The 23,912-nt window shown below is 62.6% G+C and carries 27 protein-coding genes, 1 pseudogene and 1 riboswitch; of the genes and pseudogenes, 8 read left to right on the top strand and 20 right to left on the bottom strand.

Annotated features, from left to right (window positions below):
* Window positions 1-61 precede the first annotated feature (61 nt).
* The 11 genes from BHD08_RS16340 to BHD08_RS23255 all read right to left on the bottom strand — a co-directional run bounded on the left by BHD08_RS16340 (window position 62) and on the right by BHD08_RS23255 (window position 7,118).
* Window positions 62-595 (bottom strand): bacterioferritin, encoded by a 534-nt coding sequence (locus BHD08_RS16340; RefSeq protein ID WP_015277977.1) that lies wholly within the window; start codon window positions 593-595, stop codon window positions 62-64.
* A gap of 79 nt (window positions 596-674) precedes the next feature.
* The gene (locus BHD08_RS23080) at window positions 675-812 is read right to left on the bottom strand and encodes a hypothetical protein (RefSeq protein ID WP_177412690.1); all 138 of its coding nucleotides are present in this window, start codon (window positions 810-812) and stop codon (window positions 675-677) included.
* Window positions 813-821: 9 nt separating this feature from the next.
* On the bottom strand, window positions 822-1,220 hold the full coding sequence (locus BHD08_RS16335) for a Rho termination factor N-terminal domain-containing protein (RefSeq protein ID WP_125023555.1): 399 nt from the start codon (window positions 1,218-1,220) through the stop codon (window positions 822-824).
* A gap of 58 nt (window positions 1,221-1,278) precedes the next feature.
* On the bottom strand, window positions 1,279-1,620 hold the full coding sequence (osmE, locus tag BHD08_RS16330) for an osmotically-inducible lipoprotein OsmE (protein ID WP_125023553.1): 342 nt from the start codon (window positions 1,618-1,620) through the stop codon (window positions 1,279-1,281).
* A gap of 117 nt (window positions 1,621-1,737) precedes the next feature.
* Window positions 1,738-3,051: a sorbosone dehydrogenase family protein gene (locus BHD08_RS16325; RefSeq protein ID WP_125023551.1), complete on the bottom strand. Its 1,314-nt coding sequence runs from the start codon at window positions 3,049-3,051 to the stop codon at window positions 1,738-1,740.
* Between the two features lie 32 nt (window positions 3,052-3,083).
* Entirely contained in the window at window positions 3,084-3,602 is a 519-nt protein-coding gene (locus tag BHD08_RS16320) for an MgtC/SapB family protein (protein ID WP_125023549.1), read from the bottom strand.
* A 58-nt stretch (window positions 3,603-3,660) separates the two neighbouring features.
* Window positions 3,661-4,683, bottom strand: coding sequence for a DUF5924 family protein (locus tag BHD08_RS16315; RefSeq protein ID WP_125023547.1), 1,023 nt, complete (start codon window positions 4,681-4,683; stop codon window positions 3,661-3,663).
* A gap of 175 nt (window positions 4,684-4,858) precedes the next feature.
* A complete protein-coding gene (locus BHD08_RS16310; protein WP_125023545.1) occupies window positions 4,859-5,329 on the bottom strand; it encodes a nuclear transport factor 2 family protein in 471 nt (156 codons plus the stop codon).
* A gap of 119 nt (window positions 5,330-5,448) precedes the next feature.
* Window positions 5,449-5,925, bottom strand: coding sequence for a DUF2726 domain-containing protein (locus BHD08_RS16305; RefSeq protein WP_125023543.1), 477 nt, complete (start codon window positions 5,923-5,925; stop codon window positions 5,449-5,451).
* 409 nt (window positions 5,926-6,334) lie between these two features.
* Window positions 6,335-6,922 carry a TIGR00730 family Rossman fold protein gene (locus tag BHD08_RS16300; protein WP_125023541.1) on the bottom strand — a complete coding sequence of 196 codons (588 nt, stop codon included), beginning with the start codon at window positions 6,920-6,922 and terminating at the stop codon, window positions 6,335-6,337.
* Window positions 6,923-6,995: 73 nt separating this feature from the next.
* Entirely contained in the window at window positions 6,996-7,118 is a 123-nt protein-coding gene (locus BHD08_RS23255) for a hypothetical protein (RefSeq protein WP_256678705.1), read from the bottom strand.
* A gap of 503 nt (window positions 7,119-7,621) precedes the next feature.
* On the opposite strand from BHD08_RS23255, the gene BHD08_RS16295 reads away from it, so the two are divergent.
* Window positions 7,622-8,533, top strand: coding sequence for an SDR family oxidoreductase (locus BHD08_RS16295; protein ID WP_015277966.1), 912 nt, complete (start codon window positions 7,622-7,624; stop codon window positions 8,531-8,533).
* Window positions 8,534-8,576: 43 nt separating this feature from the next.
* On the opposite strand, the gene dauA is transcribed toward BHD08_RS16295, so the two are convergent.
* Window positions 8,577-10,307 (bottom strand): C4-dicarboxylic acid transporter DauA, encoded by a 1,731-nt coding sequence (gene dauA, locus BHD08_RS16290; protein WP_015277965.1) that lies wholly within the window; start codon window positions 10,305-10,307, stop codon window positions 8,577-8,579.
* Between the two features lie 190 nt (window positions 10,308-10,497).
* Here dauA and BHD08_RS16285 point away from each other — a divergent pair, with 190 nt between their 5' ends.
* Window positions 10,498-10,785, top strand: a complete 288-nt coding sequence (locus BHD08_RS16285) for a PA4642 family protein (protein WP_015277964.1) — start codon at window positions 10,498-10,500, stop codon at window positions 10,783-10,785.
* Window positions 10,786-11,123: 338 nt separating this feature from the next.
* Entirely contained in the window at window positions 11,124-12,629 is a 1,506-nt protein-coding gene (gene mqo / locus BHD08_RS16280; RefSeq protein WP_256678714.1) for a malate dehydrogenase (quinone), read from the top strand.
* A gap of 89 nt (window positions 12,630-12,718) precedes the next feature.
* Here the strand turns inward: mqo and BHD08_RS16275 are convergent, their stop codons facing one another.
* On the bottom strand, window positions 12,719-12,910 hold the full coding sequence (locus BHD08_RS16275) for a hypothetical protein (protein WP_125023537.1): 192 nt from the start codon (window positions 12,908-12,910) through the stop codon (window positions 12,719-12,721).
* A gap of 169 nt (window positions 12,911-13,079) precedes the next feature.
* Here BHD08_RS16275 and BHD08_RS16270 point away from each other — a divergent pair, with 169 nt between their 5' ends.
* Window positions 13,080-13,664 (top strand): YajG family lipoprotein, encoded by a 585-nt coding sequence (locus tag BHD08_RS16270; protein ID WP_015277961.1) that lies wholly within the window; start codon window positions 13,080-13,082, stop codon window positions 13,662-13,664.
* A 130-nt stretch (window positions 13,665-13,794) separates the two neighbouring features.
* Here BHD08_RS16270 and BHD08_RS16265 read toward each other — a convergent pair whose 3' ends face one another.
* The gene (locus BHD08_RS16265) at window positions 13,795-15,144 is read right to left on the bottom strand and encodes a DUF1329 domain-containing protein (protein ID WP_125023749.1); all 1,350 of its coding nucleotides are present in this window, start codon (window positions 15,142-15,144) and stop codon (window positions 13,795-13,797) included.
* A 731-nt stretch (window positions 15,145-15,875) separates the two neighbouring features.
* A complete protein-coding gene (locus BHD08_RS16255; protein ID WP_125023747.1) occupies window positions 15,876-17,042 on the bottom strand; it encodes a 1-acyl-sn-glycerol-3-phosphate acyltransferase in 1,167 nt (388 codons plus the stop codon).
* 243 nt (window positions 17,043-17,285) lie between these two features.
* Between BHD08_RS16255 and BHD08_RS16250 the strand changes: the two genes are divergently transcribed.
* The 3 genes from BHD08_RS16250 to BHD08_RS16240 are packed head-to-tail and all read left to right on the top strand — an operon-like array spanning window position 17,286 to window position 18,358.
* Window positions 17,286-17,468, top strand: a complete 183-nt coding sequence (locus BHD08_RS16250; RefSeq protein WP_015277958.1) for a CPXCG motif-containing cysteine-rich protein — start codon at window positions 17,286-17,288, stop codon at window positions 17,466-17,468.
* Window positions 17,468-17,728 carry a DUF2007 domain-containing protein gene (locus BHD08_RS16245; RefSeq protein ID WP_015277957.1) on the top strand — a complete coding sequence of 87 codons (261 nt, stop codon included), beginning with the start codon at window positions 17,468-17,470 and terminating at the stop codon, window positions 17,726-17,728. Before BHD08_RS16250 ends, BHD08_RS16245 begins: the two co-directional genes overlap by 1 nt.
* Window positions 17,729-17,740: 12 nt before the next feature.
* Window positions 17,741-18,358, top strand: coding sequence for an SOS response-associated peptidase (locus BHD08_RS16240; RefSeq protein WP_015277956.1), 618 nt, complete (start codon window positions 17,741-17,743; stop codon window positions 18,356-18,358).
* A gap of 33 nt (window positions 18,359-18,391) precedes the next feature.
* On the opposite strand, the gene BHD08_RS23540 is transcribed toward BHD08_RS16240, so the two are convergent.
* Both BHD08_RS23540 and BHD08_RS23535 read right to left on the bottom strand, forming a co-directional pair.
* Window positions 18,392-19,234 (bottom strand): methyl-accepting chemotaxis protein, encoded by an 843-nt coding sequence (locus tag BHD08_RS23540; protein ID WP_375708260.1) that lies wholly within the window; start codon window positions 19,232-19,234, stop codon window positions 18,392-18,394.
* Window positions 19,235-19,249: 15 nt separating this feature from the next.
* Window positions 19,250-19,435: pseudogene (locus BHD08_RS23535) on the bottom strand (HAMP domain-containing protein); the annotation flags it as partial.
* A 1,215-nt stretch (window positions 19,436-20,650) separates the two neighbouring features.
* Here BHD08_RS23535 and BHD08_RS16230 point away from each other — a divergent pair.
* Window positions 20,651-21,469, top strand: a complete 819-nt coding sequence (locus tag BHD08_RS16230) for a M48 family metallopeptidase (RefSeq protein ID WP_125023531.1) — start codon at window positions 20,651-20,653, stop codon at window positions 21,467-21,469.
* 22 nt (window positions 21,470-21,491) lie between these two features.
* Here the strand turns inward: BHD08_RS16230 and BHD08_RS16225 are convergent, their stop codons facing one another.
* The 3 genes from BHD08_RS16225 to BHD08_RS16215 all read right to left on the bottom strand — a co-directional run bounded on the left by BHD08_RS16225 (window position 21,492) and on the right by BHD08_RS16215 (window position 23,868).
* The gene (locus tag BHD08_RS16225; protein WP_125023528.1) at window positions 21,492-21,935 is read right to left on the bottom strand and encodes an ester cyclase; all 444 of its coding nucleotides are present in this window, start codon (window positions 21,933-21,935) and stop codon (window positions 21,492-21,494) included.
* An 85-nt stretch (window positions 21,936-22,020) separates the two neighbouring features.
* Window positions 22,021-22,608, bottom strand: a complete 588-nt coding sequence (locus BHD08_RS16220) for a TMEM165/GDT1 family protein (RefSeq protein ID WP_015277952.1) — start codon at window positions 22,606-22,608, stop codon at window positions 22,021-22,023.
* A 90-nt stretch (window positions 22,609-22,698) separates the two neighbouring features.
* Window positions 22,699-22,822, bottom strand: a riboswitch (yybP-ykoY riboswitch).
* A gap of 47 nt (window positions 22,823-22,869) precedes the next feature.
* Window positions 22,870-23,868 carry a class I SAM-dependent methyltransferase gene (locus BHD08_RS16215; RefSeq protein WP_125023526.1) on the bottom strand — a complete coding sequence of 333 codons (999 nt, stop codon included), beginning with the start codon at window positions 23,866-23,868 and terminating at the stop codon, window positions 22,870-22,872.
* Window positions 23,869-23,912 lie beyond the last annotated feature (44 nt).

Raw genomic sequence — 23,912 nt, 5'->3', positions numbered from 1 at the left:
CTCTGTTTCAACCGTTTATACGCCGTTACTGGAGCGTTAAGCGCTCCGCTGTGCAGCCCGGTCAGTTCATGCCGTCAAGCAGGCCCGCCAGATCGTCGGCGTGCTCTTCTTCCTGAGCAAGGATGTCCTCGAAGATGCGCCGAGTCGTTGGGTCCTTGTCACCGATGTACTGGACGATCTCGCGGTAGCTATCGATCGCAATGCGCTCGGCGACCAGGTTCTCGAAGACCATGTCACGCAGGCCGTTGCCTTCGGCATATTGCGCGTGAGCGCGCTCGGTGAGGTTGTCCGGATTGAAATCGGGTGCGCCACCGAGCTGCACGATACGCTCGGCGAGCCGGTCGGCGTGTTCCTGTTCCTCGTTGGCGTGCTCGAGGAATTCGGCGGCGGCTACGCTGGATTTGAGGCCGGTGGCCATGTAGTAGTGGCGCTTGTAGCGCAGGTAGCAGACCAGCTCGGTCGCCAGTGCTTCGTTGAGCAGATTGATCACGACTTCGCGGTCGGCGGAATAGCTCTCGGTGACGGCGCCATTCTCGACATGTTGGCGGGCCCGTTCACGCAGGCTCTGTTTGTCGCTCAGTTGTACATAACTCATCGCCATCTCCTGGTCTGGTTTGGCCGCTGTCGCGGTTCTTCACGGTTCGCCATTTGAGATCGGGATGCCGGCGAAAAGTTTAGCCGGCGGTGTTTTCCGGCGGCGGAGGTTCTGGCTGCGATTGGCCGGGGGCAGGATCGTCGATCGGCACCGGCTTGTCCGGGTCTTCACGCTTGGGATTGCTGGGTGACGGCGGCAGGGGCTGTTGATTGGTCATGGTTGTAGCTCAGCTGAGAGCCTTCAGTAGCTCGTCCTTACGCATCTTCGAGCGGCCGCGAATGTCCCGCTCGCGGGCCTTGTCCATTAGCTGGTCGCGGGTCATATCGGTAAGGCTTGTACTGGATGACTTCGAGCTGCGCGCTGAGCCGTTGTTGGGCGACTTGCCCTTGCGCGCATCGGCGGCGCGATGGGCCGAATCGTTGCGGTCGGCGCGTTTGGCCGTCTCGCTCTTGCTTCTGCCAGAACTGCCCTTGCGTTCGCCGCCACCGGATTGTTTGTTGACCGTGGCCCAGGCGCGTGCTTCGGCCTCCTTCTCGGGTACGCCACGTTCTTCGTAGCTTTGCTCGATGTGCTCGGCCTTACGCTGTTGTTTGTCGGTGTACTTGGTTTTGTCCCCACGTGGCATGGCGGTCTCCTTTCTAGCGGGCGCGGAGCTCTGACGCGCTCGCGACGCTGCTTTCTGGTCAACGGCGATTATTGACCTGGTTTTCTTCGAGCTGCTTGCAGGTCAGGAAACCCTGGCCGTCCACCCGCCCTGTTCCATCGAAGCTGACGTAGTAGGGCTGTTGCTTGCCGGCACGATTGAGAATGTAGTCGTGGCAGAGGCCGGGCATTGCGGTTCGAGCACTGGTCCTGGAGGGCTCGCCGCCGATCGTCAGCACCCGTGCCTGGGACATACCGTTTTCCACATCGCGAACCAGAGGTTCATCACGGAACGTGATCCGGTCCACCGGGTTCTGTACGTTGCCGGAACAGCCGACGAGCAACAATGTCGGAACGATGGCGTAAATGGTGCGATTGAACATTTGGAAGCCCTCGGAACGGATAGACGTACCTTTTATGGCCACATGGCGGCCGGCAAGGTTCAATCCGTACGGGGTTAGAACCCTCAGATCGGCCAGCCTGGCGCATAGGGTCGTCAGTCACTGCTCAGCCGGGCGTACGCGCCAGATGACGTTGCCCACGTCATCTGCAACCAGCAGTGCGCCTGTCCGGTCAACTGCAACCCCAACCGGTCTGCCCAGAGCTTCGCCCGCCTCGTTGACGAAGCCGGTCAGCACATCTTCTGCCTGGCCGTCGGGCATGCCGTCGCGGAAGGGGACGAAAACCACCTTGTAACCGCTGCGCGGCCTGCGGTTCCAAGAGCCATGCTGACCGACGAATGCACCATTTCTGTAGCGCTGCGGTAGCAAGCTCCCTTCATAGAACGCCAGGCCGAGCGAAGCGGTGTGTGCACCGAGGGCGTAGTCCGGTACGAGGGCGCGCTCGACCAGGTCCGGGCGCTGAGGTTTCACGCGCGTGTCAACGTGCTGGCCGAAGTAGCTGTACGGCCAGCCATAGAATCCGCCGTCCCGGACCGATGTCATGTAGTCCGGTACCAGATCGCTGCCGATCTCGTCGCGTTCGTTGACGGTCGTCCACAGCGAGTCGCTCTCAGGCTGCCAGGCCAGCCCGTTGGGATTGCGCAGGCCTGATGCGAACAGGCGCATGGTCTTGCGCTGCGGGTCGACTTCGAGAATCGCCGCGCGGTTCTCTTCGGCCTGCATGCCGTTCTCGGCTACGTTGCTGTTCGAGCCGCTGGTGACGTACAGGCGCGATCCGTCCGGGCTGGCGACGACGTTCTTGGTCCAGTGGTGATTGATCGGCCCGGCAGGTAGATCGATCACTTTCTCGCCGCTAGCGGTGATGCGGATTGCGCCTTGCTCATACGGGAAACGAAGGAGCGCATCGGTGTTGGCTACGTAGAAATCGTCACCGACCAACGCCATGCCGAAAGGGGAGTTGAGGTTGTCCAGAAAAACGGATCGCTGCTCCGGTACGCCGTCGCCATCGCCGTCGCGCAACAGGGTGATGCGGTTGGCGCTGGGGCCACCTGAGCCGGCGCGCGCCATGACTTTCTTGGCGACCCAGCCGCGCAGGCCCTGACTCTGCTCCTTGGGTGGCGCATCACTCTCGGCTACCAGCACATCGCCATTGGGCAGGACATGCAGCCAGCGAGGATGATCCAGGCCGCTGGCGAAGGCGTCCACGCGCAAACCTGGCGCTGCTTGTGGCTTTCCACCCTGCGGCCAGCCTTTGGCCGGGGCGATATGCACTGTCGGCAACAGGGTCCGGCTCGGCTCCGGCAGTGTCGGCGCAGGACCATAGCCGGACTCCACCGGGAGCTTTGCGGTTTCGCTGCAACCGGTCAGTGCAAGCAGACCGAAACCTAAGCAGAGAGCCAGAACGCTGCGCATGTTTTCCCCCAGGATCATCGATCCGCAGTCTGCTATGGCGAGCGACCAGCCTGACGGCGCTTGCGTGCGGCGCGCAGTGCCGTGTGACGCTCCAGGCGTGGCATCAGTACGAAGATGGCCAGGGCCAGCAACGTGCTCAGTACGGCGGTGGCTTCGTGTCCAAGGCCGACGGCCACACCGATCGCAGCAGTGAGCCAGATGCCGGCGGCGGTGGTCAGCCCTTTGACGTCCTCCGCGGTGTTGCCTTTGAGGATAGTCCCAGCGCCGAGAAAACCGATGCCGGTTACCAGCCCTTGAATCACGCGCGAAATGTCTTCCGGGGTCATTCCGGCTTGCACCGGCACCAGCACGAACAGCGCGGCCCCGAGCGCCACCAGCATGTGGGTGCGCAGGCCCGCTGCCTTGCGCCGGCGTTCGCGCTCGTAACCGAGCAAGCCACCCAGAACCGATGCGATCAGCAGGCGGCTGCTGACCCGTGTCGCATCTTCCAGGTCGGTGATGTCGGAAAACTCCGAGGCGACGGTGCTGGAAATGATCGCCCACCACTCCATGTCGTTCTCCACGCTGCATTTGTTCTGATATGGAGTGGTTGTGGGCAGCCGGGGTTCGCTAGTCGGTGACGCGGAAGCGCAGCATCCCCATCATCTGGCCTGCCTCGGTGACGACGCGTACACGCCAGCGGCCGGAGGGCTCTGCCGGAAAGTTACGCTTGTGGGTCCAGGCACGGTAGCCGGCTTCGCGGCCGCCGCTGATGTCCAGCGCGATTCGATCGACGCGTCGACCGTTATGCGTCCACTCATGGTAGATCCGCTCTTTCAGGCCGCGGGGTGCATTGATCGCGGTGTAGGCGTAAAGGCCGTTGGCGTGCAGCTCCGCACTGCTGAGCTCGCGCAGGCCCTTGCCGGGTTTGCGCTGGCGATCGTCGAGACTCATGGTCACCGCGACGTCGGTAAGCCAAAGCGTGGCCGGCGGCACCCAGGTCCGGCCAACCCAGCCTGCACCGGCAAGCGCGATAGCCAGGAGCGCGATGCCGGGCACCGTGCGCCAGTTCCCGCGCGGGAACAAGCCACTGAGGCTTGGCAGCGCCAGAACCACGGCGATTACCAGCGCCAGCTGATAACTCTGCGGTGTGGACAGATGAAAGATAATCGGCAGCGCGGTCAGCAGCACGGCGAACAGCGTCAGCGCATGAAAACCCAGATAGACCCAGCGTCGCGGCGCCAGCCATCGGTAATACAGCGGATCAATCAGCGAAACGAGTGCCGCCACGCCAAGCAGCCCGGTGAAAAGGGCCTGGCCGCTGTTCCAGGTGGTGGTGATGGCGAAGAACGGAATGATGAAGAACAGGCTTTCCTGATGCACCATCTGCGTCGCGTAGCGCAGCAGCGGTGGCGGTATCTGCCAGCCGAACCAGCGCTGCAGGGCGCGGCGCAGGCTGGATTCGAGGACCAGCCAGAGCCAACTGACGAGCATCACCAGGGCAACGACCTTGGCCAGACCGGCATGGCGTTCCACCAGAACGAAGCTGGCGACGCCGGATGCGAACCCGAACAGCGCCACAGTGCCCGGGTAACGGCGAATCAGCCGGCTTACCAGCTCGAACAGGCGCGACAGCAGCGGTTTGAGAGACATATGGGTCCAGTCCGAGTACGGCGTGCCAGTTTGCAGTATCGAGCACGCCAGACCGGGCGCAAGCTTGTTGTGATGAAGATTTGCTCGCAGGGCCGGCGTCGGTGCATTCGCTGTCAGGTTTGGACGGCGCTGCGGCTGTCGGCAGCGCCGTGGTGGAGAGCGTTCAGTCTTCCACTCAAGGCAGCTTTTGCGACGGCGCCGGTTGCGGCATCGCCGATGAGTGATGGCTGGTGATAAGCCACTGGCCGGCGTCATCGAACCACTTGTAGGTGAAGGTATAGCGCGCCGGGACTGTGTTGCCATCGCCCAGCTCGAAGCTGTAGAGCCCGGTGTCGAGCGCGCTGTTGCAATCGATCATGATCATCCGTTCGACAATCTCACCTTTCGGTTTCAGCGCCAGGAAATGCTCGAAGTAATCCAGCTTGGCTTCCGGCGTCTGCCTTGGGGTGTTGGACACCGTCGGCAACAGCATTGAATCAGGCGCATAGTTTTCCACGACCCGTTGCGGTTCGCCCGATTGCACATCGGCATTCCAGCGGTCGAACAAGGAGCTGATCTGGGCTTCGTCGGTCTTCTGGCAGGCTTGGTCATCCGCCAGTGCGGCGAGCGGGGTGAGGGAGAGAAGTAGGGGGAGGGCGTATTTCATGCTGTCACTCGTAGCCGGTGGTCGATTCGCGGATCATTCCGCAGCGGTACTGCACATCGTGGTTACGTCATGCAGCCTTGTGACCACCCGCTACCGCGGTCATTCCCGCCAGTGGTCGATCAATGGCGAAGGGCGGACTCGATGGCCTCGCGGACAGCCGTATAAGAGCGCGCTGCCTGTGCCGTCAGGCGCACCTGAGGCAAGCGGACGGTTTCACAGAGACGATCGACAAAATCCTGCTCGGCTTCCGGATCGTCCAGATTGATCACGCAAACCGGTGTCAGATCGTTCTTCTCGCATAGCAGGAAGTCAAAGCGCGTCGCAGCGATGCGGTTGTGGGCTTGGTACCAGTAGGCGCGCCGAGGCACCGCCGTGATCTCGACGACATCGGCGACGCTTACCTTCGCCAGGATGAGGTAGCGCTCAGCGAATGTCCGTTCCAGCATGTCCAGCAGCTCGCGCTCTGCTGGAGAGAACAACGGGACCTTCAGGCTGTAGGGGTACTGCAGGGCGGGATGGTTCAGCTGGCGATTCTTGATGAAGAAAACCAGCACGAAGCAGACGAATGCCACCAGCGTCAGGGCGAGCCAGCTCATGAGTCAGTCCCCTGGCGTAACGGCACATGGCGAAGCCATCTCAACTGGTGCATGTATAAGCCTCCTACATCAACGAAACCTGCAGGTTGTGAGTGTGAACCGATTGATTCGTTCGTTTGAGTGCTTATCCACGATAGTTGTGTGTCGTCCTGTGGATAACAGCTGTAACAGTTTCTATAGGCGCCGCGGCACTAGCGTTTCGAACAGTTGATCAAAATTTGTGCTTTTGCTCTCCTGCGACACGAAAGGGCTAAAAAATGGACTTTCGCGACGGCTTTGCCAGCGCTCTAGAGCTTTATCCACGCCAGCTGTGCATTCCTATGTGGATAACATGGGGGCGCAACGCTGCAGGCCTGATCACGTACGGCCTGCGGCGAGTTGGATGCTTTTTGATCGGTGTCTTCAGGATTTACTGCGGCGCCGTTTTATCCCAACGACTATGCGCCGGCGGCTGCCAGGCATCGAGCAACTCGATGAGCGCCTGCGGCTGGTCGCTACGCTGCAGCATCTGCCTATGTTGAGGCCGCACGAAGCCCTCATCGACGAGGTGGTCGAGGAAGTGGCTGAGCTTGCTATAGAAATGATTGATATCCAGCAACCCGAGCGGCTTGGGGTGGTAGCCGAGCTGACCCCATGTCCAGACCTCGAACAGCTCCTCCAGCGTACCCAGCCCGCCGGGCAGGGCGATAAAGGCATCCGCCAGTTCTGCCATACGCGCCTTGCGCGCGTGCATCCCATCTACCACCTCAAGGCGAGTGAGGCCGGTATGGCCGACCTCGGCATCTTTCAGGCTCTGTGGGATTATTCCAATCACCTCACCGCCTGCAGCCATGGTGGCGTCTGCCACCACGCCCATCAGCCCGACAGCTCCGCCGCCGTAGATCAGACGGATGCCATTGGCGGCCAGCGTGCGGCCGAGGTCTTGGGCAGCTTGTTCATAGATCGGATTGGTACCGCGGCTGGCGCCGCAAAAAACGCAAATGGAACGCAAGGTCATCGTTTACTCCGCTCGTTGGGCTCGCGGAAGGGTACGCCGGGCCGCGCCAGTGGCCAAGCGGGTTGCCGTGCGGCTAGCGCTCGGCCAATGCGCCACTGGCGGCACAGGCGTAGTTGGCGAACAGGCGTTCGATCAGGTTAAGGCTGGACATGGGCACTCTCCGTGAGAAGCGATAGCTCAATGCTAAAGGGAGCATAGATTCAGTTCCCGTAGATTCTTGGCATTTTCGCAATAGCACTCGGCTATGTGCAAGGGTGCTTTGTTATCCCCGGGAGCTGTGTGCGCCTTTGTGGATAACCTTGGGAGCAACGTCTGCAAGCGAAGCGGCACGTGCCTTTGCGCAGAGTGCTCATTTTTTACTCAGCCTCCTGGATGCGACTCCAGGCCGCATGGCAGAAGGCTTTGCAAAACTTTTGTCGCTGAGGTAGGGCGGCACAGCCAGTTGCTTCACCTGCTCCTTTATCCACCGGTGCTGTGGAAAACTCTGTGAGTTGTTTGGGTACATGCCATTGCAGGCTCGTGATGGCGCGGCCGCGCTTCAGATGATCGAAATTCGATCAGCGGGGGCGTACCTCCGCCGGGGCGCATCCCCGCCCCTTATGCCCAGGCATTCATTTCTGGTCGGTTGGTTGTGACGCGCTGGCACCTGATCGAAACTCGCTGCACTTTTTCATTCCAACAAGAACGAGGGAATTCCGCATGACTGATGCCATCCGCTTCGAAGACAAGGTAGTGATCGTTACCGGGGCCGGCGGTGGGCTCGGCCGGGCGCATGCCCTGTTGTTCGCTCGCCACGGTGCGAAGGTTGTGGTCAACGATCTGGGCGGCAGCACCCAGGGCGAGGGCGCCAACAGTTCGGCAGCCGATCGGGTGGTCGAAGAGATTCGTCAGGCAGGCGGCACGGCCATCGCCAATCATGATTCGGTCACCGATGGCGACCGAATCGTGCAGCAGGCTCTGGACACCTACGGCCGCATCGATGTGGTGGTCAACAACGCCGGCATCCTGCGCGACAAGACCTTCCACAAGATGGAAGACGCCGACTGGGATCTGGTTTATCGCGTGCATGTCGAAGGCGCCTACAAGGTTACCCGTGCCGCCTGGCCGCATATGCGCGAGCAGAACTACGGACGGGTAATCTTCACCGCGTCGACCTCCGGTATCTACGGCAACTTCGGCCAGTCCAATTACGGCATGGCCAAGCTCGGGCTGTACGGACTGACTCGCACGCTGGCGCTGGAAGGGCGCAAGAACAATGTGCTGGTCAACGCCATTGCGCCCACCGGCGGCACGCGGATGACCGAGGGGCTGATTCCGCCGCAGGTATTCGAGCAGCTCAAGCCGGAGTTGGTCAGCCCGCTGGTGGTCTATCTGGCCAGCGAGCAGTGCCAGGAGACCTCAGGCCTGTTCGAAGTGGGCGGCGGCTGGATGGGCAAGGTGCGCTGGGAGCGCAGTCTCGGTGCCGGTTTCGACCCGAAGGCCGGTTTCGATGCCGAGGACGTCGCCGCGCAGTGGCAGCAGATCTGTAATTTCGAGAACGCGGCGCACCCGGCCGACAACATGGAAGCCTTGAAGGAAATGATGGCCAACCTGCAGAAGCATGCTGGTTGACCGTCTCTGGCTCGATTTGCGCTGCCGCTTGATCCTGCGTCGCTCAGCCGGTAGCCGCCCCAGGCTCCGGGCGTAGCAGGCGCAGCGCCTTTTCGCGGGCCTGGCTCAGGTCGCGCACATAGAGCAGATGCCCTTGCAGTCGATGGATGCCCGCGCGGCGCAGCTTCAAGCGCACGCGGGCATTACTGCCGCTCAGGATCAGCGTCACGCCCAGTCGCCGGTAATCCACCAGGACGTTCTCCAGCGCCGCCAGTGCCGTCATGTCCAGCATCGGCACCGCGCTGATGTCGACGATCACCACCTTGACCTCCGGATTGAAGCGCCGCAGTGCACCCAGTGCCTTTTCCGCCGCACCGAAGAACAGTGGTCCGCGGATCGCGTAGGTTGCGACATGCTCGGGCATGTCCTGCAGCAGCCGTCGTTGATCGCGCGATAGCGCTGTGGTGTCGGTCAGCTCGCTCATGCGTTTGATGAACAGCCCCGCCGCCAGTAGCAGCCCAACGCCCACCGCCAGCACCATGTCGAACAGCACGGTGAGAATCAGGCAGGTCAGCAGCACCAGTACGTCGCTGCGCGGCGCAATGCGCAGGACGTGCACGACATGCGGCGCTTCGCTCATGTTCCACGCCACCATCACCAGCAAGGCTGCAAGGGCTGCCATCGGCAGATAGCTGAACAGCGGTGCCAGCCAGAGAATCGCGACCAGCACCACGCCGGCATGGATCATCGAGGCCAGCGGCGAAAAGGCACCGGCGCGGACGTTGGTGGCGCTGCGGGCGATGGCCGCGGTCGCGGTGATGCCGCCGAACAGTGGCGCGACCAGGTTGCCCAGGCCCTGGCCGATCAGCTCGCCATTGGGTTCATGGTTGCTGCCTGTCATGCCGTCGGCGACCACCGCGCAGAGCAGCGATTCGATGGCGCCGAGCATGGCGATGGCAAACGCCGGAGCGAGCAGCTGGCGGAACAGCTCGTAGCTCAGCTGTAGCGGCTGGCCGTCCGGACCGGGCAACAGCCAGGGCCAGGCGAAGTCCGGCAGAAACGGTGGAATACCCGGGTGCGTCACGCCGTCCAGCGTGTAGCTGAAGCGTTCACCCAGGGTGGCAACGGACAGTCCCACCGATTCCAGCAGCAAGCCTGCCAGGGCGCCGACGGTCAGCGCCACGAGGTGGCCAGGTACTTTCGGTACCCAGCGTGGCCAGATGATCAGCACCGCCAGGCAGATCGCAGCCACCACGGCGTCACCAAGCTGCGCGCCCGGCAACGAGCGCAGCAAGAGGCTGACCTGCTCGACGTAGTGCTGCGGTTGCTCGGTCAGGGTCAGGCCGAACAGGTCCTTGATCTGCAGGGTGGCGATGACGATGCCGATGCCCGCAGTGAAGCCGAGGGTGACAGGGTAGGGAATGAAGGCGATCAGGCGGCCGGCGCGTAGCAGCCCGAGTGTGATCAGGATCAGGCCGGCGAGCATGGTGCACAGCAGCAGGCCGCCAAGGCCGAACTGCTGGGTAATTGGCAGCAGGATCACCACGAAGGCCGCAGTCGGTCCGGAAACGTTGAAGCGCGAACCTCCGGTCAGCGCGATCAGCGGTGCAGCCACCAGTACGGTGTAGAGGCCGTGTTGCGGCGCCACGCCGACGGCAATGGCCAGCGCCATCGCCAGCGGGATGGCGATGATGCCGACTGTCAGCCCGGCACTGATGTCACCGCGCAATGCACGGGTTCCGTACCCCAGACGCAAGGCCTGACGCCATGCGGAAAACAAAGGGGGAAGCTGCATGCCGGGACGCTCCTTGTACACGAAGGCGCCATTATAGGCGCGAGCACTTTTGTTATTTGTGCCGAACAATCGCCCGGTATGGCCGAATAGCGATGTACGACCTTGGTCGCAAGCCGCCCTGGCGCGTTGAGTGAGCCGCCTGCGAGGAGTAAACTGCCGCCCCCGTGAGACCCCGTGGACCGGAGGCGGCATGCGTAAAGACAAGAAGCAGGTGATTGGCGACGAGATCGCAGACGAGTCGATCAAGCTGTTTCTGCAGCCTGAACCGGCTGACGATACTCCCCCTTCGCTGCACAAGCTGATCAAGGCCTATCGAGGCCTTCGCATCGATGATTTCGAGCGGTTTCTCGGTTTTTTCGTGGCTGCTGGCTACGACCTCGAAGCCAGGAACAGCATGGGGCAGGACTTTATTGATCTGGTTGCCGACCAGCGTCATGCCAGACCCTACATCGAACTGATCGAGGCCATGCGCGGCTGAACCGAGCGGCGCCGTTTCGTATCGAACGCAGCGGGTATCGTTGCGGCTCGGTGCTACGAGTCGGCGCCACGGAGGTCAGGGCCGGCAACATGATTCGCAATCGTTTTCCTCGCAGCGTCCACCGTCGAGCTTTGGGCCAGGCCCGCTCCGGATGGATCGTAGCGAGAGGAAGGAGGCCAAAAGCCGCCCTTCCGACAGCTGGCAGGCTGCCTCTGGTGGTCTGTTCTCGGGCACATGTTCCCGAGCAGCGGTCCAGGCACATGCTCCGTTCCTGATCGTCTGGCTGGTGGGTTTTACGGGGCCGCGTACTGCGGTCTCGACAGTTTAATGCTGTGATTCTGGAGAACGCGTTGATGACGCAACACGATAGCGAAGCAGTGGATATGGTGCTGGTGGGAGCCGGCATCATGAGTGCGACCCTGGCGGTACTGCTCAAGGAACTCGATCCCAATATCAAGCTGGAAATCGTCGAGCTGCAGGAATCCGGAGCCATCGAAAGCTCCAACCCGTGGAACAATGCCGGTACTGGTCACGCGGGTCTTTGCGAGCTGAACTACACTCCCGACAGCAAAGACGGCGCGATCGACATCAAGAAGGCCGTGCTGATCAACACCCAGTTCGAGGTTTCCAAGCAGTTCTGGGCCTATCTCGCCGACCGCGAAGGCTTCGGCTCTCCCCGCGATTTCATCAATGCTGTGCCGCATCTGAGCTTCGTGCGTGGCAGCAAGAACATCGACTACCTCAAGCGCCGCTTCGATGCGCTGAAGACCCACCACGCCTTCGCTGACATGGATTACAGCGAGGATCGTGCGACGCTGGGCGAGTGGATGCCGCTGATGATGCCGGGGCGCGCCGCCGACGAGCCGATCGCCGCGACCCGTGCCATGAACGGCACCGACGTCAACTTCGGTGCGGTGACCAGCCAGCTGCTCGGCTATCTGGCGCGTAGCGGTGGCGTCAAGGTCTCCTACAACCAGAAGGTCACCGGTCTCGATCGGACGGCCAGTGGCTGGAAGGTCGATATCAAGAACACTCGCACCGGCGATTCGCGCCAGGTGCAGGCCGGCTTCGTTTTCCTTGGCGCTGGTGGCGCGGCATTGCCGCTGCTGCAGATGTCCGGTATCGAAGAGGGCAAGGGCTTCGGCGGCTTCCCGGTCAGCGGCCAGTGGCTGCGCTGCGACAACCCGGAGATCGTCAAACAGCATCAGGCCAAGGTCTACAGCCTGGCTGCGGTCGGCGCGCCGCCGATGTCGGTGCCGCACCTGGATACTCGCGTTGTCGACGGCAAGAAGTCCCTGCTGTTCGGACCTTATGCAGGCTTCACCACCAAGTTCCTCAAGCGCGGTTCGTTCATGGACCTGCCGCTGTCGATCCGCCCGAGCAACATCGGCCCGATGATGGCGGTCGCGCGCGACAACATGGACCTGACTCGCTATCTGATCAAGGAAGTGATGCAGTCCATGGGGGATCGCCTGGAGACGCTGCGTGGCTTCTACCCTGAGGCCAAGGCCGAGGACTGGCGCCTGGAGATCGCAGGCCAGCGCGTGCAGATCATCAAGAAGGATCCGAAGAAAGGCGGCATCCTGCAGTTCGGTACCGAGCTGGTCGCGGCAAATGACGGCACCATCGCCGCGCTGCTCGGTGCCTCGCCGGGTGCGTCGGTCACCGTCTCGATCATGCTCGACCTGCTCGAGCGCTGCTTCCCCGAGCAGTACCGTTCCCAGGCGTGGTCGAGCAAGCTGCAGGAGATATTCCCAGCGCGCGAAACCACGCTGCAGAACGACGCCGCAGCCTATCGTGAGATCAGCCAGATGGCCGACAAGCGCCTGGGCCTGGAGTACTGAGCCACACGGCCAGTTCCGCGCTGAACGAGAAAGCCCCGCTCGAATGAGCGGGGCTTTTTTGTGCGCGGATGGTTACCGCCTGGCTGCGCTCAGGCGGCGTGCCGGGATTTTGCGGGGAGCTCGTGGCCAATCCAGCTCAGGCGAGCCTCCTCGACTTCAATCCATTCTGCACCGGCGGGCCTGTGGGTGCTGCTGAGCAGCATGCGGCAGCGGCCGTGCTCGTCGAGCAGGGCGAAGTGACGGGGCTTGCGGCGGCGCAGCAGTGAAAGGATCTGGCGCATGGGTGTTCACTCGTGGTGACGGGCTGGATCCTTTATCGCAGATGCCTGTGACAGCCCGGTGAACTGAACGGGGCGGCATCGCCGTCGGTCAGAAGCTCATCACTGTCGGCGCTTCGTGCCGCTGGGTATACTGCGCGGCATTCGTCGTCCCTAACCTGGAGAAAGCAGCATGCTGCAACGCCTGTTGTTCGGTCTTGTCACCGTTCTTGGAATGAGCCTCGTAGGCTGTGCCCATAGCCCGCAGCAGCTCGATCCGAACCCCAAACTCAATGGCACCATCAATCCTGTCGGCCAGGGCCAGCCCGTGGTCGTGCGCGTGGTCGACGCGCGCCCCTCGCCGACTCTGGGCACGCGTGGCGGGCTTTACCCGGAAACCAGCGCGGTGATCGTGCCGAGTGCCAAGGTCATACCCAAGCTGCAGGCGCAGGCTGAAGCCGCCGTACGCCTGCTTGGCTTCACGCCGTCGCCCAATGCGTACAACGCCCCGCAACTGACCCTGACCCTGGCAGAGCTGAAGTATCAGTCGCCGAAAGAAGGGCTCTACGTGACTGAAGCCAATATCGGCGCAACATTGAAAATCGAAGTCCAGAACGCTGGCAAGCGCTACAACGGCCGCTATGGTGCTTCGCTGAACCAGCGGTTCGGTATGGCGCCGAACGAGCAGACCAACACCAAGCTGGTCACCGATGTGCTGAGTGATGCACTGACCCGCGTATTCCGCGACGACAATATCGGTCGCTTGCTCGCGCAGTAACGCGCAAGCCGCACCGAGACTGCCGTTCCGAAAACCCTGCCATGGCTCAGCCTGGCAGGGTTTTTATTTTCATGGCGCAGAAATGAAGACGCCCCGCGATTAGCGGGGCGTCGGTGCAGCCAGTCGATTGTCAGCGGACGCCGGAGTTGCGCAGGGCGGCCGGGGTGTACTGGTTGGAGTTGGCTTTGTAGTTGTAGGTGTAGGGGTTCTTCTCTTCGTTCTTCATCCCCATGACCAGATAGCGGCCGGAGATGAGGTCGTAGAGGGTTTCCATCGAATACAGCGGCACCTGCACGTTATAGAAATGCAGACCGTGGGCTTCGGCTACGCGCCACAGCTGATTGCGACCGTCGTAATGATCGACGATTGCGGCCTGCCAGGTGTCCTCGTCGATGAAGAAGTGGCGCTTGGCATAGATATTGCGCTCGCCTGTTTTCAGGGTCGCCTCCACTTCCCATACGCGGTGCAGTTCGTAGCGGGTCAGATCCTGATTGATGTGACCGGCCTTGATGATGTCGCTGTACTTGAGCTGCGGCGAATCCAGGCGATAGGCGTTGTACGGGATGTACAGCTCTTTCTTGCCGATCAGTTTCCAGTCGTAGCGGTCCGGCGCACCGTTGAACATATCCAGGTTGTCGGAGGTGCGCAGGCCGTCGGCTGCTGTGCCCGGGCCGTCATAGGCGACCTGCGGAGCGCGGCGCACACGGCGCTGGCCGGCGTTGTAGATCCACGCCATGCGCGGCTCCTTCACCTGATCCAGCGTCTCGTGTACCAGCAGCACGTTGCCGGCCAGGCGCGACGGCTCGGTGACCTGCTGCTTGAAGTAGAACAGCACGTTGCCATGCTTCTCGGGTTTGTAGTCCGTCAGGGTGTCGGTGTAGACCACTTCGTCGACGAACTTGACCAGGCTGAAATTACCGTTCACCTGAGGCGTAGCCTGGGCGATCACGCGGCGCGCGGAGCCGCCGCGGTAGCGGGTGATGTGGTTCCAGATGACTTCTATGCCGTCTTTCGGGATCGGGAACGCGATGGCCTTGTCGAAGTTTTCCAGGCCGTTGCCACCGCGGACCATGTTGGTCTGCGTGGCGTTGCGTGCTGCCGCGTCATACACGTGCTGCGGCATGGCTGCGCTGCGCCGGGTCTCGTAGACCGGCAGGCGATAGCTCTCCGGGTAACGCTTGAACATGGCGATCTGGCCAGGCGTCAGGTTGTCCTTGTACTGCTCGAAGTTCTTCGCCGTGATGGTGAACTTTGGCTTGTCGTTCGGATAGGGATCGCCAACGAAACCGTCTGCCGATACCGCTGCGGCGTCCTGCGCCAGCCCGCCGGTCCATGCCGGAATGGTGCCTGCTGCGTTGCCGGCTTTCTCCGCGCCGATGGGCGTCAGCTCATTGCCCAGGCGCGCTGCTTCCGACTCTGAAACCGCCGCCATGACATTGCTGGCAAGCAGTGAAAGCGTGAGCGCTCCGGTGGTGAACATTTTTATTTTCATTATCTCGTCCTGTCGTTCTGAATAGCTGATTCCCCGTGGCGCCGATGGCAACCGGCGCCAAGTGATACGGCATAGCGATCTGTGCCGGCAGCCATCTTGGTCACGAAGACATCTGTCCGCCGGCCAAGCAGGCTTGGCGCAGGCGAGGCCCAACGTAGTTCGCTGCCGTCCCCGCACACGCTCTAGTACGCCGTTTCGAGGTATGTCGAGGGTGCGGGTGAGCCCGGTCATTAGTCAAGGCCGAGTGGTGAACACTACGTCATAAGTTGAGCTGATGATGGTGCAGGGTCAGCGGCGTTTGATCGGGTAGATCTCACGCGCTGCGTGCTTACGGGTAAACTGCGCGGCTGCCCAGCGGCTTGCAGAACTGGAAGGTGGAATGGTGTTACATGCGCAGTTGGGGATCGTCCTGACCCCTGCATTGGTTCTCAACGGATTGGCGCTGATTTGTGCGTTTTGCGGTAGCTGGCTGCTGGTGGCTACCCAATGGCGTCAGGTATGCGCTTCGCGCCGGGCTGTCGTCGCCCAGGCTCCGACTACATCGCGTAGCACCGCGGGCGCTGCCGCGACACAGCGTGTCAATCAGGTGTTCTATCGATTCGGCTGGGCGGGCCTTCTGCTCGGTCTGGGCCTGTCGGCGGCTTCAAGGTTGCTCTGAGCCAGCGCCGCTGGTTGGAAGGCAGGGCCCGCTGCACGATGCACTGCGGGCCTTCTGCCTTTCAGGGCTCGAGACCTGCGTTCAGACGGTACTGGTTACGCACCGGGGTAGCGTACTGCTGAATCAGATAGGGCTGCTGTACGCTCGGGCAGGCAGCCAGACGCTTGCTCCACTCCGCTTCGGCACGCTCCACTTCTTCACGACTGAACAGCTCGGCTGCGCTGGGCACCTGGATTTCCGGGTCCTGGTCATCCCACAAGCGGTAGGCCAGGTAGTGCACCGGAAACAACCGGTAGCTGCCAAGAATCTGCCGATCCACAACCACCGCCATCTGCTTCGCGTCCTCGGGAACGCTGTCCATCGGCGTGCCAAAGGCAATGTGTACGCGCCCTTTGTAGCCGGTGATACCCAAGGCGATGCTGGCGTCATCCTCACCGGGGGCCTTGCTGTAGCTACCCGTGGTGGCGCGGATATACAGCTCGCGGGCCTTGGCCTGATCGCAGGGGTCGTATTCGTAGCTGATTGCCACCGGCACTGGCCGCAGCGCCTCGAGCGTCTCGGCGAAGGCTTCGTCCTTGCGGCTCATGTGCAGCATCTTGAGGATCGCCGAATCGGTGCGGTCATCGCCGTCCTTGGCCCGACCCTCGGCCTGCGCAATCCACACCGATTCGCCGTCATTGCGAATCGAGTGGTTGATGTAGGCCGACAGCACCTGGTAGGCCGCCAGCTTCTCGCGTCGGCCGGTAATCGACCGTCGCACGATGAAGCTCTTGTTCAAGCGCATCAGGTCGCTGACGAAGGGCCGCTGCAACAGGTTGTCGCCGATCGCGATGCGTGGGGTGCGGATGCCGGCCTGGTACACGGCGTAATTGACGAATGCCGGGTCCATGACAATGTCGCGGTGATTGGCCAGAAAGAGATAGGCCCGACCCTGCTGCAGTTGTTCCAGGCCGGAAAAGGTCACGCCGTCGGTGGCGCGCTCGATGGTCCGGTCGATATAGGCTTCGATCGTATGCTGTAGGGCATCCACGGTGTGGATACTGGCGAACTGTTTGCGCAACCGGCGCGAGATGACCGGCTTGATCAGCCAGCCCAGGCTGTCGGCCATACGGGGGAAGCGGAAGTGCGCCAGAATGTCGAGAAACTCGCGATCGGCGAACAGGCGTGCCATGACCGTCGGTACTTCGGCGTCGGCGTAGGGTCGGATGGCTTCGAATTCGTCCATCATGCTCTCTGTAAAGGAAACGAAGAACGGGCCCGCAGTGCGGAAGGCACGGCGATTCACGGAACGGACCGGAGCCGGCTGGCTCATACTCATCGAGTAAACGGCTGGTTCGGCTGATCGCCAGTGAAGCCTGCATGCGGCCCAGGGTGCCCGTAATCGGGCACGCCGAGTCGGTCTTTTCGATAAAGGTCCGAATCGACGACCTTTAAAGACGGCGATTATAGCGACAAGTCACGTGGAGGTTTGATGCTCGAAACACAGGTCTTCAATTGCCCGTACTGCGGCGAGCCGGTTGAGGCTGTGCTCGATCTCAGCGCAGGGGACCAACAGTACATCGAGGATTGCTCTGTGTGCTGCCGGCCAGTGGTGTTCGATCTGCGCACGGACGGCGAGCAGTGGCAACTGGAAACGTTGCGGGAGGACGACTGATGCGGCGTGTCTATGAGCCGCGCGACCTGCTTGAAGCCGAGATGCTCAGCGGCATGCTGATTGCCGAGGGCATCGAGGCTTTCCTTGCGGGGAGTCATCTGATCGGTGCCATGGGCGAGCTGCCGGCGGCGGGCTTGCTCGGGCTCATGGTGCCGGACGAGGATGCCGAGCGGGCGCGTCAGCTGATCGCTGCGTACAATGGCGCCGAGCCGTTGCCGGGCGATGAACCGGAGAGTTACCCCGGCGAACTGATCTGCTGACGAGTCTTTTTTATGTGCGGTCGCTACGCCCTTTTCCGTTGGAGCCAGGACTTCGCCGCCTTGCCCGGTTTCCCGTCCGACCAGCAGCCGCATTGGAGTGTCGCTCCCGGCGCTTCGGTGCTGTTGCTGCGCCAGATCGATCAGCAGTTGCAGCTCAGTCGGGTGCGCTGGGGGCTGACCCCGGCCTGGATGACCGATCTGACCCGAACCCCGGCCCAGGCGCGTGCGGAAACGATTGCCGAGCAGCCCATGTTTCGCGAAGCCTTTCGCCTGCGTCGCGGCCTGCTGCCGGCCAACGGGTTCTACGAATGGCGCGGTACGGCGCGCAAGCGCCCGTACTGGATGACCAGTGAAGGCTCACTGATGTACATGGCTGCGCTCTGGGAAGCCTACCCGGTGCAGGGTCATACCTACCTGAGCACCGCGGTGGTAACCCTGCCGGCAGCGACGCTGCGCCGGCCGTTGATGCTCGATGAGGCCGGGCAGGCCGCCTGGCTCGACCCTGACACGCCGCTGGAAACACTGCAGGCGCTGATGGCTCAGCCCCAGCCGGCGTTGCGTGAACGACCGTTGGCGACCTTGGTGAACGACCCGCGCCTCGATGGGCCGGAGTGCCTGACTCCGGCCTGATCGGCCACGTCGAGGGCGTGCGGGCCGGTCGTCTCAGACCCTGAACTGGTTGATCAGGCGGCGCTGCTGCTCGGCCAGGCGTGTCAGTCCGGCGCTGGCCTGGCTGGCCTCGTCGGCACCGGTTGCGACCTGCTGGGCGACCTGACCGATATTGGTGACGTTGCGGTTGATATCTTCGGCCACCGCGCTCTGTTCCTCGGCGGCGCTGGCGATCTGATTGTTCATGTCATTGATCAGCGAGACCGCCTGGGTGATCGCCTGTAGCGCTTCTGCGGCGGCATCGGCCTGTTCGACGCTGCGGCGCGTGCGGTTCTGGCTCTGTTCCATCACCTGTACGACGTCGCGTGTGCCGCCCTGCAGCTGCTGGATCATCTGCTGAATCTCGCCGGTCGCCTGTTGTGTCTTCTGCGCCAGATTGCGGACCTCATCGGCCACGACGGCGAAACCACGGCCTTGCTCGCCGGCTCGGGCCGCCTCGATGGCGGCATTCAAGGCGAGCAGGTTGGTCTGCTCGGCGATGCTGCGGATGGTGACCAGGATCGCGTCGATGTTTTCGCTGTCGCGGGCTAGCGTCTGCACCACATCCACGGCGCGGCCGATCTCGCTGGCCAGCTCGGCGATGGTCGCGCCGGTGTCCTGCACGATGTGCCGGCCCTGATTGGCGGCGCGATCGGCATTGTTGGCGGCTTCGGCAGCCTGGGTCGCATTGCGTGCCACGTCCTGGGCAGTCGCGGTCATCTCGTGCACGGCGGTGGCGACCAGTTCGATCTCCGCCAACTGCGTCTGCACGCCCTTGTCGGTTCGAATGGCGATGTCCGCGGTGTGTTCGGATGCGTCGCTGACCTTCTGCACCGAGCTGACCACTTCGCTGATCATGCCCTGCAGCCGCGCCAGGAATGCGTTGAACCCGGCCGCGATCTGGCCGAGCTCGTTACGGCTGTCGATATTCAGCCGCTGGGTGAGGTCGCCTTCGCCCTGGCTGATGTTGTCGAGCATGACCACCATGTCGCGCAGCGGCCGGGTGATGCGGCGGCTGATCAGCCATATCGCGAGCAGCCCGGCGAAGGCGATGAGCATGCCGATGACGAGCATGGCGGCAAGGTTGCTGCGGCTTTCCTCGCCGAGCGCGACCATCAGCTGGTCCAGCTCCTTCATCACTTCTGCGGTTGGCAGCTCCAGCATCAGCACCCAGCGTGCGTCAGTGCCGGGGAATGAAAACGGCAGGAACAGTGCGACGCGGCCGCGAGCATGATCGATCCGGTAGTGGGTCTGGCCGGCAGGCAGCTGCTTGACCAGGGCCTGCTCGTCGGCGTCCAGAAGTTGTGCTGCGGGTTTGCCGAGCAGGTTCCGGTCGCGACTGAAGGCGGCAAGACGGCCGTTATTGGAGATCAGCGCGATCTGCCCGGCTCCGCCGTACAGCTGGCTATTGGCGCTGCTCAGCAATTGCTGCATGAAGTCGACACCGATGTCCGCACCAACGATGCCGTGAAACTTGCCATCGATGATGATCGGCGCATTGAAGGAGGAAAGCAGCTGCGTCTGCCCGTTCATCTCGTACGGTGCGGGGTCGCCGACGCAGGGTTTGAGCTGTTCACGCGGGCACAGGTAGTACTCGCCGGCACGGACGCCCGTTTCCAGCAGGGTTGTGTCCTCGATATCGGTGAGTCGCTCGGTCAGCAGCTTGCCGCTGGCGTCGCGGTAGATCCAGCTGGCGAAGCGGCCTTCGAGCATGCCCGGGACATCGCCGCGGTACATCACGTCATTGGCGTCCACCCCGTTGGGTTCCCAGGCGATATAGGTGCTAGTCAGGCTGGGGTTCTCGATCAGCGTCTGACGCGCCAGGTTGATCAGCTCTTCGCGGGTCAGGTTGGCCATCGGCATACCCTCGTCGTCGCTGAGACCGGTGAGGGTGTGTACGCGGGCGAGACCGGTGGCGATCTGCAAGGGTGCCTGCAGCTGTGCCTGGATGCGACTGACCTGGGATTGCGCCAGTGCGGTGACGCGCTGTTCGACCATGCCGTCGATCAGCGTGCGAGTCCGCTCCTCGACCAGTGCCTGGCTGCGCATGCCGGAAACCATCGCGTACAGCAGAAGCGCCGCAATGATGGCTAGCGTGCAGGCGCCGGCCAATGCCGCGAAAGCGGTCTGGATGGATCTGAACATGTGCGTACTCCAGTTGCGCAGCGGATAATCAGGCTATCGGCAGCATTTGCGACAACTACAGCGGGGCCGCCGGTTGCCTGACCGTTGGGCCCGCTCTAGGATACGGCCGAGGTTTTCCGGAGAGATTCGATGTTCAAGCCGCACAGATTGTCCATGCTGATCGCCGCCGCCGTGCTGGCAGGCTGTCAGGCCGTCAACACCACCAGCGGCGGTGCCGTGGGTGTCGAACGCAAGCAGTACATGTTCAGCATGCTGTCGACCGACCAGGTCAACCAGATGTATGCCCAGTCCTACCAAGAGACGCTCAGCAAGGCTTCGAGCCAGGGCGTGCTGAAGAAGGACACCGCGGTTGCCAAGCGCGTCAATGGCATCGCCCAGCGGCTGATCGCCAAGGTGCCGGTGTTCCGTCCGGATGCGGCGCAATGGGCCTGGGAAGTCAATGTCATCGACAGCCCGGAGCTCAATGCCAACTGCGGCCCTGGTGGCAAGATCATCTTCTACACCGGCTTGATCGAGAAGCTGAAGCTCACTGACGACGAAATCGCCGCGGTGATGGGCCATGAGATTGCCCACGCACTGCGTGAGCATGGGCGTGAAGCCATGTCCAAGGCTTATGGTGTGCAGATGGCGACTCAGCTGGGCTCGGCCATGGGCGTCGGCACCGGTGGCCTGCAGCTGGCGAACATGGGGGTCGAGTACCTGATGACCCTGCCGAACAGTCGTGGCAACGAGAACGAGGCGGATCTGATTGGTCTGGAACTGGCCGCTCGCGCCGGTTACAACCCGAACGCTGCAATCACGCTGTGGGAGAAGATGGGGTCCGCCGGAGGTTCGGCGCCGCCCGAGTTCATGAGTACGCACCCGTCGTCGACAACTCGCGCCGCGGCGCTGAAAGCGAACATTCCGAAAGTCATGCCGCTTTACGAGCAGGCCCGCGGCGGTCGTTGACCCTTGGCCCGTCGCCGGCCTTTCAGGTCGGCGACAGCAGCGCCGCCAGCGGCGTCTCGATCCCCAGTTGCTGGTGCACACCCTCTAGGTCGATGAGGGTGTTGATTTCTTCGATGTCGCCGGCCGGATTGAGCGTCCAGACGCTCATGACGGCAATGGCGAGAATCTTGTCGGTTACCGAGGGGCCGAACAGCGGGGTGGCCAACGTGCCCATCACGGTGCTCGAAGTAACCACCTTGTGGCCCTCGCAAATGCACTCGTCCACTACCACTTCCAGATCGGGCATGGCGTTGCGCACGTTGCGCACGAGCTCGGCGAAGCCCGCGCTGTTCAGCGGCTGGCCGATGAGTGAGCCCTTGTAGGCGAAATACTTGCTCTGCATCTGTTCGGAGAGGGCCAGCCGGCCCTTGTTCCAGCTCAGATCGATATGGTTGCAGACTCGTTTCTTGCGTCCATCCGCTGACATGCAGCCTGATCTCCTCGGGGCGCTGATGGTGCGCTGCGGTAGCGCACTCTATCAGCTCCCCGAATGTGCAGATTTGCGCTGCGTATCAGCCTGAGACAATCGTGCTCATGGTCAGCGCCTGATACCCGGCGTAGAGCGCCAGAGCCGCGAAGCCAGCCGCTGCGACTCGGCGGATCAGCGTCAGCGGTAGTCGGTCCGCCGCGAAATGACTGACCAGCACCACCGGAACGTTGGCCAGCAGCATGCCAACCGTGGTGCCGAGAATGACCAGCACGAACTCCGGGTACTGGGCGGCGAGCATCACCGTGGCGACCTGGGTTTTGTCACCCATCTCGGCGATGAAGAAGGCGATCGTGGTCGCGACGAACGGGCCGTAGGGGCGACCGAGTCTGGCATCGTCGTCGTCAAGTTTGTCCGGCACCAGCGTCCACAGCGCGACGGCGGCGAAGCTGGCGGCGAGTATCCAGCTCAGTGCAACCGGCGAAAGCAAGCTCGATACCCAGCTACCGACCGCGCCGGCGGCGGCATGGTTGGCCAGGGTGGCAACGACGATACCCCAGATGATCGGCCAGGGACGGCGATAGCGCGCCGCCAGCAGCAGCGCAAGCAACTGGGTCTTGTCGCCGATTTCGGCCAGGGCAACGATTAGAGTGGGAACGAAAAACGATTCCAAGCGGCATTCCTTTAGGGCGGGTCGACAGATTCACCATGACATGCGCAGCCTGCCCGCCCGGGTCAGGTGTACATGTCATGGGTCTTGTCAAACCTGGCCTGGCGTATCGTTACGCGCTGGCCGGTCGCATGCGCCATGGTCTGCGGACCAAGTATGTTGACGCATGCCGGACGAGCGGGGTGCTCGTCGGAGACTACTCCCCCAAGGACGGCGGCGAGTTTGCCGCAACCGGCTGGCCGGTGCAACCGCCTGTCGCCGACGTCAGGGGCGTTTTGCGCGGTAGATGCGAAAGCCGTTGCGCTCGACGATGGTCTGGCAGGCACCGAGATGCTGCTCGATCAGTGGCGGATAGCGGAGAAATGCGTTGGCTACCAAACGTAGCTCGCCGCCGCTCGACAGATGCTCGGCGGCCCGTTCGATCAGCGTTTCGCTGGCCTGATAGCTGGTGTGCACGCCCTGGTGGAACGGTGGGTTGCTGACGATGGCCGCCAGTTGCCGAGGTGCGGTGTCGATGCCATCGCCGGCGATCACTTCAGCTTCGAGCCCGTTGGCCGCGAGTGTGCGGCGACTGCTCTCGACGGCAAAGGCGTCGACGTCCAGCAGCACCAGCTCGCTTTGCGGATAACGGCGTTTGAGCGTGGCGCCGAGAATGCCGGCGCCGCAGCCGAAATCGAGCACTCGCCCACTGGGTAGATTGTCGAGGTGTTCAAGTAGCAGGGCGCTGCCGACGTCGAGTCGTCCGTGACTGAATACCCCGGGCAGGCTGATCACCTGCAGCGGTCCGTCTTCCAGTTCCAGCGTGAAGTGGTGAGCCAGTGCATCGAGTTCCGGAGCGGCCGGTGTCTGTTCGATCTCGCCCTGCCAGAGCTGGCAGTGGCGCGCGCTGTCGAGCTTGCGGGCGCGGCCGAGACTGGCCAGTTGTTTTGCGGCACGTTCGACGCCCGCGCGCTTTTCCCCGACCAGATAAAGCGGGCGGCCTGCCAACTGTGCTGCCAGCGCCTGCAGTACGTAGTCAGTCAACTCGCGGGACTTTGGCAGAAACAGCACGGCGGCGTCATATTCGCCGGGCGGTGGGGCGACGCCAAAGCTGCAGCGTCCACTGAAGCGCTTGTTCAGCAGGTGCTGTTCGCCGGCATGCCAACTCCAGCCGACGGCGCCGGGCAACTGGCCCAGCAGATCGTCGGCGGGCAGTCCAGCCAGCAATAGCCGTCCTTGAAACAGCTCGGCCTGGCGCAGCAGTACTTCGCTTCGAGGGTCCATGAGCGTCTCCCTGAAAAAGTCGGCGAGCTTAGGTGCTATGGGTC

The sequence above is a fragment of the Pseudomonas sp. SCT genome (assembly GCF_003864275.1).
GTDB classification, from domain to species: domain Bacteria; phylum Pseudomonadota; class Gammaproteobacteria; order Pseudomonadales; family Pseudomonadaceae; genus Stutzerimonas; species Stutzerimonas stutzeri_AE.
Note: the sequence above shows the minus strand (reverse complement) of the source record. Positions and strands in the feature narration are given on the sequence as shown.